The following is a 16,985-nucleotide window of genomic DNA, read 5'->3' as shown; positions in this document are numbered from 1 at the left end:
CGACAGGACCGCTGACGGCGGGACCGCCGACACCGGCAGCGGGACCACCGGCGGCACGACCCCACCGCGCCGCGGGCTCCGGCCCCGCGCACGCACCCGCACCACCGTTCACCACGCCGCATCCGGAACGACCGGAAGAAGAGAGCCGACCATGAAGAGCAGCATTCGCAGGAGCAGCAGAGGCGGGCGACGCCCGGCCGCCGTCGTCCTGGGCGCCGTGCTCGCGCTGACCGCCACCGCCTGCGGCGACGACGGCAGCGGCGCCGCGGGCGACAAGGGAGGCGAGGGCTCGGGCAAGGGCGAGATCACCTTCTGGGACAACAACACCGCCGTCCGCCGCGACATCTGGATGGAGGTCATCGAGGACTTCGAGAAGAAGTACCCGGACATCGAGGTCAAGTACGTGGGCATCCCCGCGGCGGACGCCCAGTCCAAGTACGACACCGCCATCCAGGGCGGCGGCCTGCCCGACGTCGGCGGCGTGGGCACCGCGATGCTCGCGGGGATGGCGGCGCAGAACGCGCTGGAGCCGCTGGACGACCGGCTGGGAAAGAGCTCCCTGAACGGCAGGCTGAACGAGAACCTGGTCGACAGCAGCCGGGCCGCGGGCGGCGGGGACGAGCTGTACCAGATACCGACCTCCGCCAACAACGGCACGCTCTGGTACCGCACGGACCTGTTCGAGAAGGCCGGCCTGGACGCGCCGACCACCTGGTCGAAGTTCTACGAGGCCGCCGAGAAGCTCACGGACAAGGGGAAGAACGCGTTCGGCTTCACCATCCGGGGCGGCGAGGGGTCCATCGCGCCCGCCCTGGACGCGGTGTACGGCCAGACCGGCATCACCTCGTTCTGGGACGGCGACAAGACGACCGTCAACGACCCGAAGAACGTGGCGGCCCTGGAGAAGTACGTCGCCCTCTACAAGAAGAACACCCCGTCCGCGGACGTCAACAACGACTTCACGAAGATGGTCGCCCAGTGGGACAGCGGCACCATCGGCATGCTGAGCCACAACCTGGGCTCCTACCAGGACCACCTGAAGGCGCTGGGCGAGGGGAAGTTCAAGGGCATCCCCAACCCGACGCTGGACGACGGCACCCGCGTGCAGGTCTCCAACCCGGTCGACGGCCTGAGCGTCTTCAAGTCCAGCAAGAACAAGGCGGCCGCCTGGAAGTTCGTCGAGTTCGCCGTCTCGGCCGCGGAGAACTCCAAGTTCAACGAGTCGGCGGGCCAGGTCCCGGCGAACACCGACGCCGCCGGGGACGCCTGGATCCAGAAGGCGGAGCCGACGAAGCTCGCGGCCGAGGCGTTGAACAGCGACAGCACCGAGATCGTGCAGCTGCCGTACTACCTGCCGGACTGGAACACCATCTCCAAGGCCGACAACGAGGCCGACTTCCAGAAGGTCCTGCTGGGCAAGATGTCCGCCAAGAGCTTCCTGGACACGATGGCCGAGCAGCTCAACGAGGCCCAGGCGGAGTGGAAGGAACAGCAGGGCTGATCACCGGCCCGCTCCCCCCGGCGTACCCCACCGCCGCGTGCACGCCCCCACCGTGCACGTCCCGGGTGCGTGCGCGTGTCCCCGCGCGCGCACGCACCCTCCGCACCGGTCCGCTCCGCCCCCGAAAGCGAGACACACCGACGTGTCCCCCACCCGCAGACAGGTCACCGCGGCGACCGCCGCGTCCCCCGCGCCCGAGGCCGCGCGCGGCGCCCGCCGCCCGCGCACCGTCCACATCGCGGGCGACTCCACCGCCGCCCGGAAGTACGCCGACGCCGCCCCCGAGACCGGCTACGGCACCGCGCTGCCGACCCACGGGGAGTACCCGGCCGCGATGCGCGCCCTCGCCGAGGAGGAGCACGTCGCGCTGCTCGACGTCCAGGCACTCCCGCTCGCCCTGTGGCAGCGGCTGGGCCCGGAGGGGACCAAGACCTACTTCAACCGGACCGCCACCGAGCAGGACAACACCCACTTCGACCCGCCGGGCGCGATCGCCGTGGCCCGGCTCGTCGCCCGCGCGCTGCGGGACCGGCGGGTCCTCGCGCCCCACGACGTGCGCCGCCTGGGCGCCGAGGTCCCCGAGTCCTGGATCACCTGGCCCGAGGCGTAGGCCCGTACCGCCGCCCCGGCCCTTCTCACCCCTCAAGCTCCGAGAGGACCCCGTCTCATGCGTATCCATGCATGGCATGTACCTGCCACTCGCGTCACCGCCCTCGCCGGCTGCACCGCGCTCGTCCTCGCGGTCACCGCCACCACCGCCTCCGCCACCGGTCACGGCCGCTCCCGCGACCTCGCCCGGCAGACCCTCGCCGCGCACGACGGCTGGGCCTCCGAGGGCACCGGGACCACGGGCGGCGCCGCCGCCGGCAAGGACCACGTGTACACGGTCACCACCTGGGCCGGGTTCAGGGCCGCGCTCGCCGCCGGCGGCGACGCCCCGAAGATCGTCAAGGTGAAGGGCGTCATCGACCCCGTCGCCGAGGGCTGCGCCTCCTTCGAGGCCGAGGGCTACGACTTCGACGCCTACCTGGAGAAGTACTCCCCGGAGAACTGGGGCCTGGACGAGGACCTGTCCGGCGAGCCCGCCGACAGTCCCGAGGGCCTGCGCGCGGCCTCCGCCGCCGCCCAGGACGAGGCCATCAAGGTCGACGTCCCCTCCAACACCACCGTCGTCGGCGTCGGCAGGGGCGCGGGCATCAGAGGCGGCAGCCTCCAGATCAGGGACGCGGACAACGTCATCGTCCGCAACCTCACCGTCGAGGCGCCCCTCGACTGCTTCCCCCAGTGGGACCCGACCGACGGCGACGGCGGCGCCTGGAACTCCGAGTACGACGCGGTCGTCGTCCACGGCTCCACCCACGTGTGGATCGACCACAACACGCTCACCGACGGCCGCTACCCGGACAGCACGCTCCCCACCTACTTCGGCCGGACCTACCAGCGGCACGACGGCCTGCTCGACGTCGTACGCGGCGCGAACCACGTGACCGCGTCCTGGAACTCGTTCGAGGACCACGACAAGACGATGCTCATCGGCAACAGCGACGGCGCCGGTGCCACCGACGCCGGCAAGCTCAAGGTGACCCTGCACCACAACCGCTTCGAGGGCATCGTCGAGCGCGGCCCCCGCGTCCGCTTCGGCCAGGTCGACGCCTACAACAACCACTATGTGGTCACCGAGGACCAGAAGTACGGCTACTCCTTCGGCGTCGGCGCCTCCTCGCAGCTGTACGCCGAGAAGAACGCCTTCTCCCTCCCGGCCGGCGTCAGCGCCGCCAAGACGCTGAAGAAGTGGAGCGAGGCCCCGCTCACCGCGAAGGACAACCACGTCAACGGCAAGCGGACGGACCTCATCGCCGTGCACAACGCGGAGATCCCGGAGGAGACCCTCCGGCCGGGCGCCGGCTGGACGCCCACGCTGCGCACCAGGGTCGACCCGCCCCTGCTCGTGCCGGTGGTCGTCGCCCTGGGCGCGGGCGCCGGGAAGGTGAGGTGACCATGGAGCGGCCCTCCGTGAGCAGGAGGTCGTTCGTCGGCGCGGCCGCCGGTGCCGGCGCCGCGCTCGCGGTGGGACTCGCCCCGCCCGCCCGGGCCCGCGGACGGCGCTCCCCCTTCGGCCGGTACGGCTCCCCGCGCGCGCGGCTGAACGCGCGCACCCTGTACGTCCACCCCGGCGGCCTCGGCGACCACACCACCGTGCAGGCCGCCGTGGACGCGGCGGGCAGCGGGTACACGCTGGTCGTCGCGCCCGGCACCTACCGCGGGACGGTCGCGGTGGACGCCGCCCGCACGGAGATGACCTGGATCGGGGCCTCGGACGACGCCCGGGACGTCACCCTCGTGCACGACAACGCGGCGGGCACGCCGAAGCCGGACGGCTCGGGCACCTACGGCACGTCCGGGTCGGCCACCGTCACCCTGGCCGCGGACGGGTTCACCGCCCGGCACCTCACCTTCGCCAACGACTGGCTGCGCGCCGACCATCCGGGAGTGAGCGGCACCCAGGCCGTCGCGCTCAAGGCACAGGGCGACCGGTCCGCCTTCCACCACTGCCGGTTCCTCGGCCACCAGGACACCCTGTACGCCGACACGCGGGCGCTCTCCGCCTTCGCCCGGCAGTACTACGCGTACTGCCATGTCGAGGGCGACGTGGACTTCGTGTTCGGCCGGGCCACCGCCGTGTACGAGCACTGCCACTTCCGCACACTGACCCGCACGGACCTGGCCGGCGCCCCGTACGGCTTCGTCTTCGCGCCGTCCACCGCGGGCGCCAACCCGCGCGGCTACCTGGTGACCCGCAGCCGGGTGACGAGCGGGGCCCCCGACGGCTACTACAAGCTGGCCCGCCCCTGGGTGCCCAGCTCGGACACCACCGCCCGTCCGATGCTGACCGTGCGCGAGACCCGCCTCGGTCCCGGCGTCGACGCGGTGGCGCCGTACACGAACATGGCGTCCGGGTATCCGTGGCAGGACCAGCGGTTCGCCGAGTACCGCAACACGGGCCCGGGCGCGGTCGTCACCGTCCCGGAGAACCGGCCGCAGCTCACGCGCGCGGAGGCCGGAGCCCACACCCGGGAGGCGTACCTCGGTGACTGGACGCCCTGGAAGGGGCGCTGAGGTGCACCGGCGCGCCCTCCTCACCGGGCTCGCCGGCGGCCTGGCGGCGGCCGGCGCCACCCCCGCCCCGGCGGCGTCGCCGGGGCAGGGGGAGCCGGTGGTTCCGGCGGTCCCGGCCGCCGCGGCCGGCGGGGCGGCGTACGGCGTCGTGGAGGGCGACCTGCCCGCCTTCCACCAGCTCCTCAAGGACGAGCTGCGCTTCCCGCTCGCCTGGGGCACCTCGCCCGTCCGCGACTTCCGCGCCTGGCGGCGCACCGCCCGCGCCAAGGTCGAGGAGCTGCTGGTCGCGGGGGAGGACGACACCCCGTACGCGCCGGAGTACGGCGAGCGCGCGGAGGCCGACGGGTACACGCGCGAGCTGGTGACCTTCGCCCTGACCCGCTACGGCCGGGTGCGCGGCGCCCTGCTGACCCCGCACGGCCGGGGCCCCTTCCCGGCCGTGCTGCTCCTCCACGACCACGGCTCCAGGTTCGACATCGGCAAGGAGAAGCTGGTCGCGCCCTGGTACGACGACACGCGCCTCGCCTCCGCGCGGGAGTGGGCCGCGCGGTGCTTCAGCGGGCGGTTCGTCGGCGACGAGCTGGCCCGGCGCGGCTACGTCGTCCTCGCGGTGGACGCGCTGGGCTGGGGCGACCGTGGCCCCCTGACGTACGAGCGGCAGCAGGCGCTGGCGAGCAACCTCTTCCACCTCGGGTCCTCGCTCGCCGGGCTGACGGCCCGCGAGGACGTGCGGGCGGCCCGGTTCCTTGCCGGGCTCGGCCGGGTGGACCGGCGCCGGGTGGCCGCCGTCGGCTTCTCCATGGGCGCCCACCGCGCCTGGCAGACGGCCGCGCTCAGCGACGACGTGGCGGCGGCCGCGAGCGTGTGCTGGATGACCGGGCTCAAGGAGATGATGGTGCCCGGCAACAACACGCTGCGCGGGCAGTCGGCGTACTACATGCTCCACCCCGGCCTCGCCCGGCACCTGGACATCCCCGACGTGGCGAGCATCGCCGCGCCCCGGCCGATGCTGTTCTTCCACGGCGGCCGGGACACCCTGTTCAGCACCGAGGGCGTCAGGGCGGCGTACGGGAGGTTGCGCGCCGTGTGGCGCTCGCGCCGCGCCGGGGACCGGCTGGTCACCGAGGTGTGGCCGGATCTCGGCCACGTCTTCGCGGACCGCATGCAGGACGAGGTCTTCGCCTGGCTGGACGCCGTCCTGTGAGGCCCGGCCCTCCCCGGCCCCGGTGAGCCGTCGGTCCCGGCGAGCCGTCGGCGCCGGGCCGGGGAGCGCCGGGACGAGCGGCCCCGGGGCGGCAGCGTCACCCGGTGCCGACGGGACGCGGACCCGGCGGGGCACGGACCCGGCGGGACGCGGTCGCGGTCGGCACCGCGTCCCGGCCGCGACCGCGGTGTCAGCCGTGGCCGCGACGGGCCGGGCCGCCCTGCCGGGCCCGGCCGCTCCGCGCGGCCGGGCCGTCCGGCGCCGGGGGGCGCGGGGGCTCCTCCTCCGCGCGGAGCAGCAGCCGCCGCAGCTCGACGACCCCCTTCGACGTCTGGCTCTTGACCGTGCCGACGGTCACCCCCAGGGTCAGCGCGGTCTCCTTCTCCGAGAGGTCGCAGGCGTGGCGCAGCACCACGCACACCCGCTTGCGGAACGGCAGTCTGCGCAGCGCCCCCTGGACGTCCACCACCGCCGGCACGTCCGGGTCCTCGGCCCGCTCGCCGCGCCGCGCGCAGAACAGGGCGATCCGCCTGCGCTCGCGCGCGGCGCCGCGGATCCGGCTGCGGGCCAGGTGGGCGACCACGCCGCGGGCGTACGCCACCGGGTGCCGGGCCGCGCGCACCCGGTCCCAGTGGAACCACAGCGCCAGCAGCGCGTCCGCCGCCAGGTCGTCCGCGCCGTCCGCCCCGCCCGTCAGCAGCCGGGCCTGCCGGGCCAGTTCGGCGTGGTGCCGTGCGAAGAAGGCGTGGAACTCCGCGCGGACGGAGTCCTCCTCGACCGTGTCCACGGAGCGCCCCTCCCTGTCGGAACCGGTTGCCGCGCCGGACCGGCGGCCCGTGCGGTGGCGCGTACGACGGCCGTGCACAGCCCCTCCGGACACCGGCGGACGCCCCGGAACGGGCGGACGGACGGGAGCCGGGAGAAGTATCGGTGCGCGTGCGGTCCCTCGGACACCGTCTGGCAAGCCGAACTTCATTCCGTAACACGGGGAAAACCCGAAACCCGTTCACCACGGGAACAATCCAGCCAGCACACGCGCACCCGTACGCCCGGTACGACGGGCACGTCAGCACGGAGGAGCATCCGCCATGTCCGCAGCGCAGGAGACGGCCGGCCGCCCGGGGGGCGGGCCGCCCGCGGCGAGCCGCGTCGACCGGTTCTTCAGGATCTCCGAGCGGGGGTCGACCCTGGGCCGTGAAGTGCGCGGCGGCTTCGCCACGTTCTTCACGATGGCCTACATCCTCGTCCTGAACCCCCTCGTCCTCGGCAGCGCCGAGGACAGGTTCGGGCAGCGGCTCGACAGCGTCCAACTGGTCACCGCCACCGCCCTCGTGGCCGCCGTGACGACGGTGGCCATGGGCGTCGGCGGCAACCTGCCGCTCGCGCTCGCCGCGGGCCTCGGCATCAACGCCGTCGTCGCCTTCCAGATCGCCCCGCTGATGAGCTGGGACGACGCGATGGGCCTGATCGTGCTGGAGGGCCTGCTGATCTGCGTCCTGGTGGTGACCGGGCTGCGCGAGGCGGTCATGCGCGCGATACCGCAGCCGCTGAAGCAGGCGACCGGCGTCGGCATCGGCCTGTTCATCGCGTTCATCGGCTTCGTCGACGCGGGCTTCGTCACCCGCGTACCGGACGCCGCGCACACCACCGTGCCGGTGCAGCTCGGCGGGAGCGGCGCGCTCACCGGCTGGCCGGCCCTCGTCTTCTGCCTGGGCGTGCTGCTGACCGTCGCCCTGCTGGCCCGCGGGGTCAAGGGCGCCCTGCTCATCGGCATCGCCGCCATGACGGCCGTCGCGATCGCCGTCGAGGCGGTGGCCGACGTGGAGAGCTGGGGCCTGACCGCTCCGAAGCTCCCCGACGACGTGGTGGCCGCGCCGGACTTCGGGCTGCTCGGCGACTTCAGCCTGTTCGGGGCCTTCGGGCGGACCGGCGCGATCACGGTCGTGCTGCTGGTCTTCACCCTGCTGCTGTCCGACTTCTTCGACACCATGGGCACGGTCGTCGGCGTCAGCGCCGAGGCCGGGCTGCTCGACGAGGACGGCCGGGTGCCGAACCTCGGCCGCGTGCTGCTCGTCGACGGCGCCGCGGCGGTCGTGGGCGGCGCGGCCTCCGCCTCCTCCGCGACCTCCTACGTCGAGTCGGCGGCCGGCGTCGGCGAGGGCGCGCGCACGGGCTTCGCCAACCTCGTCACCGGCGGCCTGTTCGCCCTCGCGCTGTTCCTCACCCCGCTGCTGACCGTCGTCCCGCTCCAGGCCGCCGCCCCCGCCCTGGTCGCGGTCGGCTTCCTGATGATGACCCAGGTCAAGCACATCGACTGGGACCGCTACGAGATCGCCGTCCCGGCCTTCCTCACCATCGCCGTGATGCCGTTCACCTACTCGATCACCAACGGCATCGGCGCCGGCTTCCTGTCCTACGTGCTCCTCAAGACCGTCCTCGGCCGGGCCAGGGAGGTCCACTGGCTGCTGTGGGGCACCTCGGCGCTCTTCCTGGTCTACTTCGCGATCGACCCCGTGGAGCAGCTGCTCGGGGTGCGGTGACCGCGGAGCCGCACGCGGCGGAGGGCCGCCCCGGCGCACCGGGGGCGGCCCTTTGCCGCGCCGGGGGTCAGTCCCGCAGCGCCGCCTGCATCATCGCCCTGGCCACCGGCGCCGCCAGGCCGTTGCCGCTGACCTCGGATCGCGCCGCGTCGGACTGCTCGACCACCACCGCGACGGCGACCTCCGCACCGGTGGAGTCGGAGGTGGCGTAGGAGGTGAACCAGGCGTACGGCGTCTTGCTGTTGTTCTCGCCGTGCTGGGCCGTGCCCGTCTTGCCGCCGACGGTGGCGCCGGAGATCCGCGCGTTCGTGCCCGTGCCCTCCTCGACGACCGTTTGCATGGCGGACCTGAGCTGCTCCGCGGTGCCGGAGCGGACGACGCGTGTGGTCTTCGCCGCGTCGTCGTAGTCCTCCAGGGTCGTGCCGTCCGCGTCCTCGATCGTGGACACCATGTGGGGCGAGACCAGCTCGCCGCCGTTGGCGAGGGCGGCGGAGACCATGGCCATCTGCAGCGGCGTCGCCGTCACGTCGAACTGGCCGATGCCGGTCAGGCCGACCTGCGACTCCTCCATGTCCGAGGGGTAGACGCTCGCGTACGCCCGCACCGGCACGTCCTGCGTGCCGTCGTTGAAGCCGAACTTCTCCGCCATCGCCCTCAGCCTGTCCTCGCCCAGCTCGACGGCCATCTTCGCGAAGACGTTGTTGCAGGAGTACTGCAGCGCCACCCGGATCGTGGCGTTCTCGCAGGGCGCCGACGCGCTCTCGTTGCGCAGCACGGTCGTCGTGCCCGGCAGCGTGTACGGGTTCTCGCTGTCGGTCCTCTGGTCCACGGACGTGTACAGCCCGTCCTCCAGCGCGGCGGCCGCGACCACCAGCTTGAACGTCGAGCCCGGCGGCAGCGGCCGGCGCAGCGCCCGGTTCGTCATCGGCTTGTCGGAGTCCTCGGTCAGCTCCTTCCAGGCGGCCGCGTCCGAGCTCGTGGTCCCGCTGATCCGCGAGGGGTCGTACGACGGGGTGGAGACGACCGCGAGGATCCTCCCGGTCCTCGGGTCGATCGCGACGGCCGCGCCCTTCTTGCCGCCCAGCGCCTCGTACCCGGCCCTCTGCACGGCCGGGTCGATCGTGGTGACCACGTCGCCCGGGTCGGCGCGCTCGTCGGTGAGGACCCCGAGGGGGTCGCGCAGCCGGTCGTCCGTGCCGTCCAGCAGGTCCTTGTAGATGCCCTCCAGCTGCGTCGCCCCGTACACCTGCGAGCTGTAGCCGGTCACGGCCGCGTAGAGGCCGCCGTCCGGGTACGAGCGCCGGTAGGCGAGGTCGCCGCCGCTGGTCCGCTCGGAGCCGGTGACGGCGTCCCCGGCCACGATGATGTCGCCCAGCGGGTGGGCGTACCGCTCGATCGCCACCCGGCGGTTGTCCGTGTCGTCCGCGAGTGCCCGGCCCTCGTAGAACTGCACCCACGTCGCCCTGACCAGCAGGGCGAGCACGAGCAGCAGCGTGAAGACCGATGCGCGCCTGATCGTCTTGTTCATCCCGACGGAAGGACGAGCCGAGGGGGACGGATCGTTCCCTTCCGTCCGTTTTCTCATGTGCCCTTCATGAAACCGGCCGGTCCCCGGGGACGGTGGGCTCCCGGGGCGCCGGATTCCGGGCCCGTGGGGTCACCGCAGCGCCAGGACGACCTCGTCGATCTCCTCGCCGCGCGCCTCGGCGTACCCCCGGGCCCGCGCGGTGAGGCGGAACCCGCACTTCTCCAGGACCCTGCGCGAGGCGGCGTTGTCGGCCGCCGCGCGCGCGTACAGCGGGCGCTCCGGGACGGCGGCGAGCAGGGCGCGCAGCGCGGCGGTGGCGATGCCGCGGCCCCAGTAGGCGCGGTCGATCCAGTACGTGACCTCGCGTTCGCCGGGCTCTCCGTACACCGCGGCGCTGCCCACCACGTCGCCGTCGGCGAGGACCGTGCGGACCACGTCGCGGGAGGCGCGCAGCCGCTCCCAGTGGGCGTCGAAGGCGGTCCGGTCGGCCGGGTCCGGGGCGGTGAAGGCGGCCATGCGGACGGCCTCGGGGTCGTTCATCTGCCGGTAGAACACCGGCAGGTCGCTGTCGTGCACCTCGCGCAGCTCGACCTCCACGGCTCACAGCCTCCGGGTCGCCAGGGTGAGCCGGTCGCGCGCGTCGAACAGCGCGTCCTTGACCGTCTGCTCGTGGGCGGGCGTCAGCCGCGCCACCGGCACCGAGCAGCTGACGGCGTCCCGGGCGGGCGTGCGGTAGGGGATCGCGACGCCGAAGCAGCGCAGGCCGAGCGTGTTCTCCTCGCGGTCCACGGCGAAGCCCTGCTCGCGCACCTGGTGCAGCTCCTCGATGAGCTTCTCGCGGTCGGTGATGGTGTGCTCGGTCAGCGCGGGCAGCGTCTCCGGGAGCAGCTTGCGCACCTGCTCGTCGGTGTGCGTGGCCAGCAGCGCCTTGCCCAGGGAGGTCGAGTGGGCGGGCAGCCGGCGCCCGACGCGGGTGAAGGGGCGCAGGTAGTGCTGGGACTGGCGGGTGGCGAGGTAGACCACGTTCGTGCCGTCGAGGCGGGCGAGGTGGATGGTCTCGGTGGTGTCGTCGGAGAGCCGGTCCAGGGTCGGCCGGGCCGCCGCGACCACCTCGTCGCCGTCGATGTAGGAGGTGCCGACCAGCAGCGCGCGCACGCCGATGCCGTACCGGGTGCCGGTCGCGTCCGTCTCCACCCAGCCCAGGTCGACCAGGGTGCGCAGCAGCATGTAGAGGCTGGACTTCGGGTAGCCCACGGCCTCCTGGACGGAGGCCAGCGAGTGCATGCCGGGCCGGCCCGCGAAGTACTCCAGCAGCTCCACGGTCCGCACCGCGGACTTGACCTGCGAACCACTGCCCGTCTCGACTGCCGCCATCGCCCTTGACCCCTTCGCTCGACGGGAAATAGTCTCCCTGGACATTCACCCATGGAGACAGCGTTCAGCATATCGAACACCGCTGGTGGGTGACACGAGAACTGCGGCATCACATCTGGAGGGACCCGCGGTGGCAGCAGCACCAGTCTGGAGTGTCGACCCCCGTACCGGGAAGCAGCGCGAGCAGGTTGCGGTGGAGGCCACGGCCCAGGAGGTGGACTCCGCCGTCCGCGCGGCCCACGCGGCCCGGTCCGCCCTCGCCGACCGCACGGTCCGCGCGGCCTTCCTGCGCACCGCGGCGGACCGCCTGGAGGGGGCGAAGGAGCAGCTCGTGGAGGTGGCCGACGCCGAGACCGCGCTCGGCCCGGTCCGGCTCACGGGCGAGCTCGCCCGTACCTGCTACCAGCTGCGGGCCTTCGCGGACATCGTCGACGAGGGCGCCTTCCTCGACGTCGTCATCGACCACCCCGACGACACCGCGACCCCGCCGGTCCCGGACCTGCGCCGCTACAAGGTCCCGCTGGGCGTCGTCGCCGTGTACTCGGCCTCGAACTTCCCCTTCGCCTTCTCGGTCGCGGGCGGCGACACCGCGAGCGCGCTCGCCGCGGGCTGCCCGGTCGTCGTGAAGGCCCACCCGGACCACCCGGGGCTGTCCGAGCTGGTCGCGGCGCTGCTGCGCCGCGCCGCGACGGAGCACGGCGTCCCCGAGGGCGTCGTCGGCCTGGTCCACGGCTTCGAGGCGGGCGTCGAGCTGGTCGAGCACCCGCTCGTCGCGGCGGCCGGCTTCACCGGCTCGGTCCGCGGCGGCCGCGCCCTGTTCGACGCGGCGGCCGCCCGGCCCGTGCCGATCCCGTTCCACGGCGAGCTCGGCTCCCTCAACCCGGTCGTGGTCACCGAGGCCGCGGCAGCCGAGCGCGCCGAGGCGATCGGCTCCGGCCTCGCGGGCTCGATGACGATGGGCGTCGGCCAGTTCTGCGTGAAGCCCGGCCTGGTCCTGGCCCCGGCGGGCGCGGCCGGCGACCGCCTGGTCAAGTCCCTCACGGAGGCCGTCAGCGACACCGACGCCGGGGTCCTGCTCGACCACCGCATGCGCGACAACTTCCTCGCCGGCGTCGCCGAGCGCGCCGCACTCCCCGACGTGGAGTCCCCGGTGACCCCGGGCGCGGGCGGCGAGCACAGCGTCAGCCCCGGCTTCCTGACCGTCCCGGCCGACCGCCTGGCCACCGGGGGCGGCGCGCACGACCTGCTCCTGGAGGAGTGCTTCGGCCCGATCACGGTCGTCGCCCGCTACGAGGACGACGACCAGGCCAAGGCGGTCCTGTCCCGCCTGCCCGGCAACCTCACCGCGACCGTGCACCTGTCCACCGAGGAGGCCGCGGGCGAGGGCCGCGGCGCCGAGATCCTCGCCGAGCTGACCCCGCTCGCGGGCCGCGTCCTGGTCAACGGCTGGCCCACCGGCGTCGCCGTCGCCCCCGCCCAGCACCACGGCGGCCCGTACCCGGCGACCACGTCGACCTCCACCTCGGTCGGCGGCACGGCCATCGAGCGCTGGCTGCGCCCGGTCGCCTACCAGAACGCGCCCGAGGCCCTGCTCCCGCCGGAGCTGCGCGACGACAACCCGCTGGGCCTGCCGCGCCGCTACGACGGCCGCCTGGAGCGCTGACCCGGTCCGGTCCGCGGACGACCACGGCTCGTTCCCCGGCCGCGCGCCGGCCGGGGAATGAGCCATGCCGCTTGAACGTTCACGTACTCGGCGGAGGGTGTCTCCGCACCCGTACGAGCCGAGAGAAGCCGAGGAATGCGCGTCGAGATCTGGAGCGACATCGCCTGCCCGTGGTGCTACGTGGGCAAGGCCCGCTTCGAGAAGGCCCTGGCCGCCTTCCCGCACCGGGACGACGTCGAGGTGGTGCACCGCTCCTTCGAGCTCGACCCGGGCCGCGCCAAGGGCCGCACCGAGGCCGTCCTGCCGATGCTCGCCAAGAAGTACGGCATGAGCGAGGAGCAGGCCCGGGACGCCGAGCGCAACCTCGGGCGGAACGCCGCCTCCGAGGGCCTGGAGTACCGCGCCGAGGGCCGCGACACCGGCAACACCTTCGACATGCACCGGCTGCTGCACTTCGCCAAGGAGCAGGGCCGCCAGGACGAGCTGCTCGGGCTGCTGTACCGCGCCAACTTCGCCGAGGAGCGCAGCGTCTTCGACGGCGACGAGCGCCTCGTGGAGCTGGCCGTGGCCGCCGGGCTCGACGCGGACGCCGCCCGCGCGGTCCTCGCCGACCCCGCCGCGTACGCCGACGCCGTGCGCGCCGACGAGCGCGAGGCCGCCGAACTGGGCGCCACCGGCGTGCCCTTCTTCGTCCTCGACCGCCGCTACGGCGTCTCCGGCGCCCAGCCCGCCGAGGTCTTCGCCCAGGCGCTGGAGCAGGCGTGGGGCAGCCGCTCCCCGCTGCAGCTCCTCCAGGACGGCGGCGCGGACGCCTGCGGCCCGGACGGGTGCGCGGTGCCGGAGCGGGGCTGACCCGGTGCGCGGCCGGGGAACCGCCCCGGCCGCGCCCCTTCTTCGAGGACAACGCCGCAGCTCAGGACCTGTCATAAGCGTTCCTTGGCTGTATTGCGCAGATATATGTGATGGACCGGCGCCGGGCCGGAACCGCACAGTGGGGGCATGGAGACTCCGGAGAACCTCGTCCGTACCGAGTTCGCTCCCCAGACCACCTACCTGAACAGCGCCAGCGTCGGGCTCCTGCCCGCCCGCACGGTCGCCGCGCTGCACGACGCCGCGCAGTCCGTGGCCGACGGGCGGCCGCTCGACATGTTCGCCGACGTCGAGGCCGCCCGCGCCGCCTTCGCCCGGCTGCTCGGCGTGCCCGCGCACCGCGTCGCGGCCGGCGCGTCCGTCGCCGTCTACACCGGCCTGCTCGCCGCGTCCCTGCCCCCGGGCGCCGAGGTCCTCACCGCCGAGGGCGACTTCAGCTCGACCGTGAACCCCTTCCACGTCCGCGGCGACCTCAAGGTGCGCGCCGTGCCGCTGGAGGAGGTCGCGGAGTCCGTGCGGCCCGGCACCGCCCTGGTCGCGGTCAGCGCCGCGCAGTCCGCGGACGGCCGGGTCGCCGACCTGGCCGCGATCGCGTCGGCGGCCCGCGCGCACGGCGCGCGCACCTACGTGGACGCCTCCCAGGCCGCCGGCTGGCTCCCGCTCGACGCCGGCGCGTACGACTACGTGGCGTCCGTCGCCTTCAAGTGGCTGCTCTGCCCGCGCGGCGTGGCCTTCTTCGTGGTCCCGGAGGACCTCGGCGGGATCACCCCGCTGTTCGCCGGCTGGGTGGCGGGGGAGCGGCCGTGGGACAGCTGCTACGGCCCCGTGGAGGAACTCGCCCGCTCCGCGCGGCGCTTCGACGAGAGCCCGAGCCTGCTGGCGTACGCGGGCGCCCGGCACTCCCTGGAACTGGTCGAGCGGATCGGCGTCGAGACCGTGCACGCCCACGACCTGGCGCTCGCCGAGCGCTTCCGCGCGGGACTGGCCTCCCTGGGCGCCGAGCCGGTGCCCGCGCCCGGCTCGCCGATCGTGTCGGTGCCCGGCCTGGGCCGGCGGCAGCCGGAGCTGAGCCGCGCCGGGGTGGAGGTCTCCGACCGCGCGGGCAACCTGAGGGCGGCGTTCCACCTGTACAACACGGACGCGGACGTGGACCGGCTGCTGGACGTCCTGTCCGGCTGACACCCGATGCCCCGTCCGGCCGCCCTCTGGCGCCCGCACCCGCGGGGCGCTAGGAAGGCACCACGAGGTGGTGGTGCCGGTGGAGTCGACCGCCGAGATGTCCGTGGGACCGCCCTCCGACGCGGAGTTGCATCGGCGGCTGGTGTACGGAGACGAGACCGCGCTGGCCGAGGCGTACACCGCGTACGGCGCGCTCGTGCGGCGCGTGGCGGCCCGGGTCACGCGCAGCCCGGGCGGCGCAGAGGACGTGGCACAGGAGGTCTTCGCCCAGTTGTGGAGCAGGCCGTACGCCTTCGACCCGCGGCGCGGATCGCTGCGCACCTGGCTGTCCATGCTCGCCCACCGGCGGGCCGTGGACTGGGTGCGCAGCGAGGCCCGGCACCACAAGGACGTGCGCGCCGACGACTCCGCGCTGCAGACCATCCCCGAGCCGGGACCGGGGCCCGACGAGGAGGTCGTCGACCGCGAACGGTCCCTGCTCCTGCACTCGGCCCTGGCCGACCTGCCGCAGCCGCAGCGGGAGGTCGTGCATCTGGCGTATTTCGCCGGCCGCACCTACCGGCAGGCCGCCGTGGAGCTGGGCATCCCGGAGGGCACGGCCAAGACCCGGCTGCGCACCGCGCTGCGCACGCTGGCCCGGTCCCTGGCCGACCCGCCGGACCCGGCGTTCGGGAGGGGCGGATGACGGCCGCGCCGGGCGGGTGGCCCGGACACCGCACCGGGCACGGCACGCGCGTGCCGGCCCCGGCGGCGCGCGGTACGGAGCGGCCCCGCGGGGGTACGGGTCGGACGGACGGCACCGGCACGGCGGCGCGCCCCCCGGCCACGGGCGGACGGCGCGGGCGCCGGGCCGGGGACGCGGCGGTGAGGGGAGGCGCGCGGTGAGCACCGGGCACCACGACGGCATGCGCGACCTCCTGACCGCCCGGGCCCTCGGGGCCCTGACGCCCGCGGAGGAGACGGCGCTCGCCCCGCACCTCGTCTCGTGCGAGCGCTGCGCCGCCGAGGCGGAACGGCTGCGCGAGACGGTGCGGCTGCTGGACGGGCCCCCGGGAGCGGCCATGGACGACGACACCCCTCCGGAGTCCGGCGGCACGCTGGCCCTCGCCCTGCGCACCCGGCCCGCCGCGCCGCGGGTCGCCGAGCACGCGGCCCCGTACGCCGCCGCGGTCGCCGGACTCCAGGCGCTCCTGGAGGAGCTGGAGGGCGACGGCCCCTGGCACACGCCGGTCGTCCACGACTGGGACGTCCACGACACCGTCGGCCACCTGCTCGCCGCCGACGAGCCGCTCGCCCGCCACCTCGGCATCGCCCCGCGGGTGCCGCCCTCGTGCGTCGCCGGGGACGCGCCGTGGGAGGAGGCGTGGAACGCGCGCACCGCCGCCGTCCTCGCCCACGAGCGGCGTCGCCCGCCCCGCGAGACCGTCGCCGCCTGGGCCGCGCAGGCCGGGGACGTGCTGGCCGCGCCCGAGGCCGCCGACCCGGCGCGGGCCGCGGACGTCACCTCCCTGATGGGGCTGCCGCTGCCGCTCGCCGACCACTTCGTCGTCCGCGGCTTCGAGACCTGGATCCACACCGACGACATCGGGCGCGCGCTCGGCCTCGCCGTCCCGCCGCCCCCGGACCCGCACCTGTGGCAGATGGTGCGCCTGGCCGTGCGCATCCTCGGCGCGGCCCTGGGACCGGACGCCCCGCCGGTGCTGTTCGCGGTGTCGGGCGGGGACCGCGACGCCCAGTGGGTGCTGGGCGCGGAGAACGAGCCGGTCCGGGGCGAACTCGTCCTGGACAGCGTCGACTTCTGCCTCCTCGTCGGCGGCCGCTACGCGCCCGACGAGGTGCCCCGCGTCACCACGGGCGACAGGACGGCCGTCGGCGGCGTCCTGGACACGGCGGCGTCCCTGGCCTGGCTGTAGCCCCGAGGCCGGCACACGTCCCGCGAGCTCCCCGACCGGCCGCGGGCACGCCGCGGGCCCGGCCCCCCGCACGGGGTGCCGGGCCCGACGGACCGC

Annotated in this window: 15 protein-coding genes; 11 read left to right on the top strand and 4 right to left on the bottom strand. The window is 74.5% G+C overall.

The window, feature by feature from the left end:
- The first annotated feature begins 151 nt into the window (after positions 1-151).
- From IE271_RS17995 to IE271_RS17975, 5 genes are all read left to right on the top strand, one after another.
- Complete coding sequence (locus IE271_RS17995; RefSeq protein ID WP_190191357.1) at positions 152-1,501, top strand: ABC transporter substrate-binding protein; 1,350 nt, start codon at positions 152-154, stop codon at positions 1,499-1,501.
- A gap of 142 nt (positions 1,502-1,643) precedes the next feature.
- On the top strand, positions 1,644-2,111 hold the full coding sequence (locus tag IE271_RS17990) for an SGNH/GDSL hydrolase family protein (protein ID WP_190191356.1): 468 nt from the start codon (positions 1,644-1,646) through the stop codon (positions 2,109-2,111).
- A gap of 57 nt (positions 2,112-2,168) precedes the next feature.
- Positions 2,169-3,497 carry a pectate lyase family protein gene (locus tag IE271_RS17985; protein WP_190191355.1) on the top strand — a complete coding sequence of 443 codons (1,329 nt, stop codon included), beginning with the start codon at positions 2,169-2,171 and terminating at the stop codon, positions 3,495-3,497.
- Positions 3,498-3,499: 2 nt separating this feature from the next.
- Positions 3,500-4,618 (top strand): pectinesterase family protein, encoded by a 1,119-nt coding sequence (locus IE271_RS17980; protein WP_190191354.1) that lies wholly within the window; start codon positions 3,500-3,502, stop codon positions 4,616-4,618.
- A gap of 148 nt (positions 4,619-4,766) precedes the next feature.
- On the top strand, positions 4,767-5,822 hold the full coding sequence (locus IE271_RS17975; protein WP_229919393.1) for a dienelactone hydrolase family protein: 1,056 nt from the start codon (positions 4,767-4,769) through the stop codon (positions 5,820-5,822).
- A gap of 190 nt (positions 5,823-6,012) precedes the next feature.
- Here the strand turns inward: IE271_RS17975 and IE271_RS17970 are convergent, their stop codons facing one another.
- Positions 6,013-6,609 (bottom strand): SigE family RNA polymerase sigma factor, encoded by a 597-nt coding sequence (locus tag IE271_RS17970; RefSeq protein WP_190191353.1) that lies wholly within the window; start codon positions 6,607-6,609, stop codon positions 6,013-6,015.
- Positions 6,610-6,910: 301 nt separating this feature from the next.
- On the opposite strand from IE271_RS17970, the gene IE271_RS17965 reads away from it, so the two are divergent.
- Entirely contained in the window at positions 6,911-8,362 is a 1,452-nt protein-coding gene (locus tag IE271_RS17965) for an NCS2 family permease (protein WP_190191352.1), read from the top strand.
- Positions 8,363-8,429: 67 nt separating this feature from the next.
- Here the strand turns inward: IE271_RS17965 and IE271_RS17960 are convergent, their stop codons facing one another.
- The 3 genes from IE271_RS17960 to IE271_RS17950 form a co-directional block, all read right to left on the bottom strand.
- A complete protein-coding gene (locus tag IE271_RS17960) occupies positions 8,430-9,890 on the bottom strand; it encodes a peptidoglycan D,D-transpeptidase FtsI family protein (RefSeq protein ID WP_190191351.1) in 1,461 nt (486 codons plus the stop codon).
- 129 nt (positions 9,891-10,019) lie between these two features.
- The gene (locus IE271_RS17955) at positions 10,020-10,487 is read right to left on the bottom strand and encodes a GNAT family N-acetyltransferase (RefSeq protein ID WP_190191350.1); all 468 of its coding nucleotides are present in this window, start codon (positions 10,485-10,487) and stop codon (positions 10,020-10,022) included.
- 3 nt (positions 10,488-10,490) lie between these two features.
- On the bottom strand, positions 10,491-11,264 hold the full coding sequence (locus IE271_RS17950; protein ID WP_190191349.1) for an IclR family transcriptional regulator: 774 nt from the start codon (positions 11,262-11,264) through the stop codon (positions 10,491-10,493).
- 130 nt (positions 11,265-11,394) lie between these two features.
- Between IE271_RS17950 and IE271_RS17945 the strand changes: the two genes are divergently transcribed.
- The 5 genes from IE271_RS17945 to IE271_RS17925 all read left to right on the top strand — a co-directional run bounded on the left by IE271_RS17945 (position 11,395) and on the right by IE271_RS17925 (position 16,889).
- On the top strand, positions 11,395-12,927 hold the full coding sequence (locus IE271_RS17945; RefSeq protein ID WP_190191348.1) for an aldehyde dehydrogenase (NADP(+)): 1,533 nt from the start codon (positions 11,395-11,397) through the stop codon (positions 12,925-12,927).
- Between the two features lie 135 nt (positions 12,928-13,062).
- Complete coding sequence (locus IE271_RS17940; protein ID WP_190191347.1) at positions 13,063-13,779, top strand: DsbA family oxidoreductase; 717 nt, start codon at positions 13,063-13,065, stop codon at positions 13,777-13,779.
- Between the two features lie 147 nt (positions 13,780-13,926).
- Positions 13,927-14,976 (top strand): aminotransferase class V-fold PLP-dependent enzyme, encoded by a 1,050-nt coding sequence (locus IE271_RS17935; RefSeq protein WP_190191346.1) that lies wholly within the window; start codon positions 13,927-13,929, stop codon positions 14,974-14,976.
- 67 nt (positions 14,977-15,043) lie between these two features.
- Positions 15,044-15,661, top strand: coding sequence for an RNA polymerase sigma factor (locus tag IE271_RS17930; protein WP_190191345.1), 618 nt, complete (start codon positions 15,044-15,046; stop codon positions 15,659-15,661).
- A gap of 220 nt (positions 15,662-15,881) precedes the next feature.
- Positions 15,882-16,889, top strand: a complete 1,008-nt coding sequence (locus IE271_RS17925; protein ID WP_190191406.1) for a maleylpyruvate isomerase family mycothiol-dependent enzyme — start codon at positions 15,882-15,884, stop codon at positions 16,887-16,889.
- Positions 16,890-16,985: the final 96 nt, after the last annotated feature.

Source organism: Streptomyces minutiscleroticus (assembly GCF_014650875.1).
Classification (GTDB): domain Bacteria; phylum Actinomycetota; class Actinomycetes; order Streptomycetales; family Streptomycetaceae; genus Streptomyces; species Streptomyces minutiscleroticus.
The sequence above is the reverse complement of the archived record's forward strand: the minus strand, read 5'-3'. Positions and strand labels throughout refer to the sequence as shown.

What these genes read in the sequence shown, in the direction of transcription:
- IE271_RS17965 (WP_190191352.1), top strand. Translation starts at nt 6,911, where the DNA reads ATGTCCGCAGCGCAGGAGACGGCCGGCCGCCCGGGGGGCGGGCCGCCC.
- IE271_RS17995 (WP_190191357.1), top strand. Translation starts at nt 152, where the DNA reads ATGAAGAGCAGCATTCGCAGGAGCAGCAGAGGCGGGCGACGCCCGGCC.
- IE271_RS17940 (WP_190191347.1), top strand. Translation starts at nt 13,063, where the DNA reads ATGCGCGTCGAGATCTGGAGCGACATCGCCTGCCCGTGGTGCTACGTG.
- IE271_RS17950 (WP_190191349.1), bottom strand. Translation starts at nt 11,264, where the DNA reads ATGGCGGCAGTCGAGACGGGCAGTGGTTCGCAGGTCAAGTCCGCGGTG.
- IE271_RS17935 (WP_190191346.1), top strand. Translation starts at nt 13,927, where the DNA reads ATGGAGACTCCGGAGAACCTCGTCCGTACCGAGTTCGCTCCCCAGACC.
- IE271_RS17980 (WP_190191354.1), top strand. Translation starts at nt 3,500, where the DNA reads ATGGAGCGGCCCTCCGTGAGCAGGAGGTCGTTCGTCGGCGCGGCCGCC.
- IE271_RS17925 (WP_190191406.1), top strand. Translation starts at nt 15,882, where the DNA reads ATGCGCGACCTCCTGACCGCCCGGGCCCTCGGGGCCCTGACGCCCGCG.
- IE271_RS17985 (WP_190191355.1), top strand. Translation starts at nt 2,169, where the DNA reads ATGCGTATCCATGCATGGCATGTACCTGCCACTCGCGTCACCGCCCTC.
- IE271_RS17960 (WP_190191351.1), bottom strand. Translation starts at nt 9,890, where the DNA reads ATGAACAAGACGATCAGGCGCGCATCGGTCTTCACGCTGCTGCTCGTG.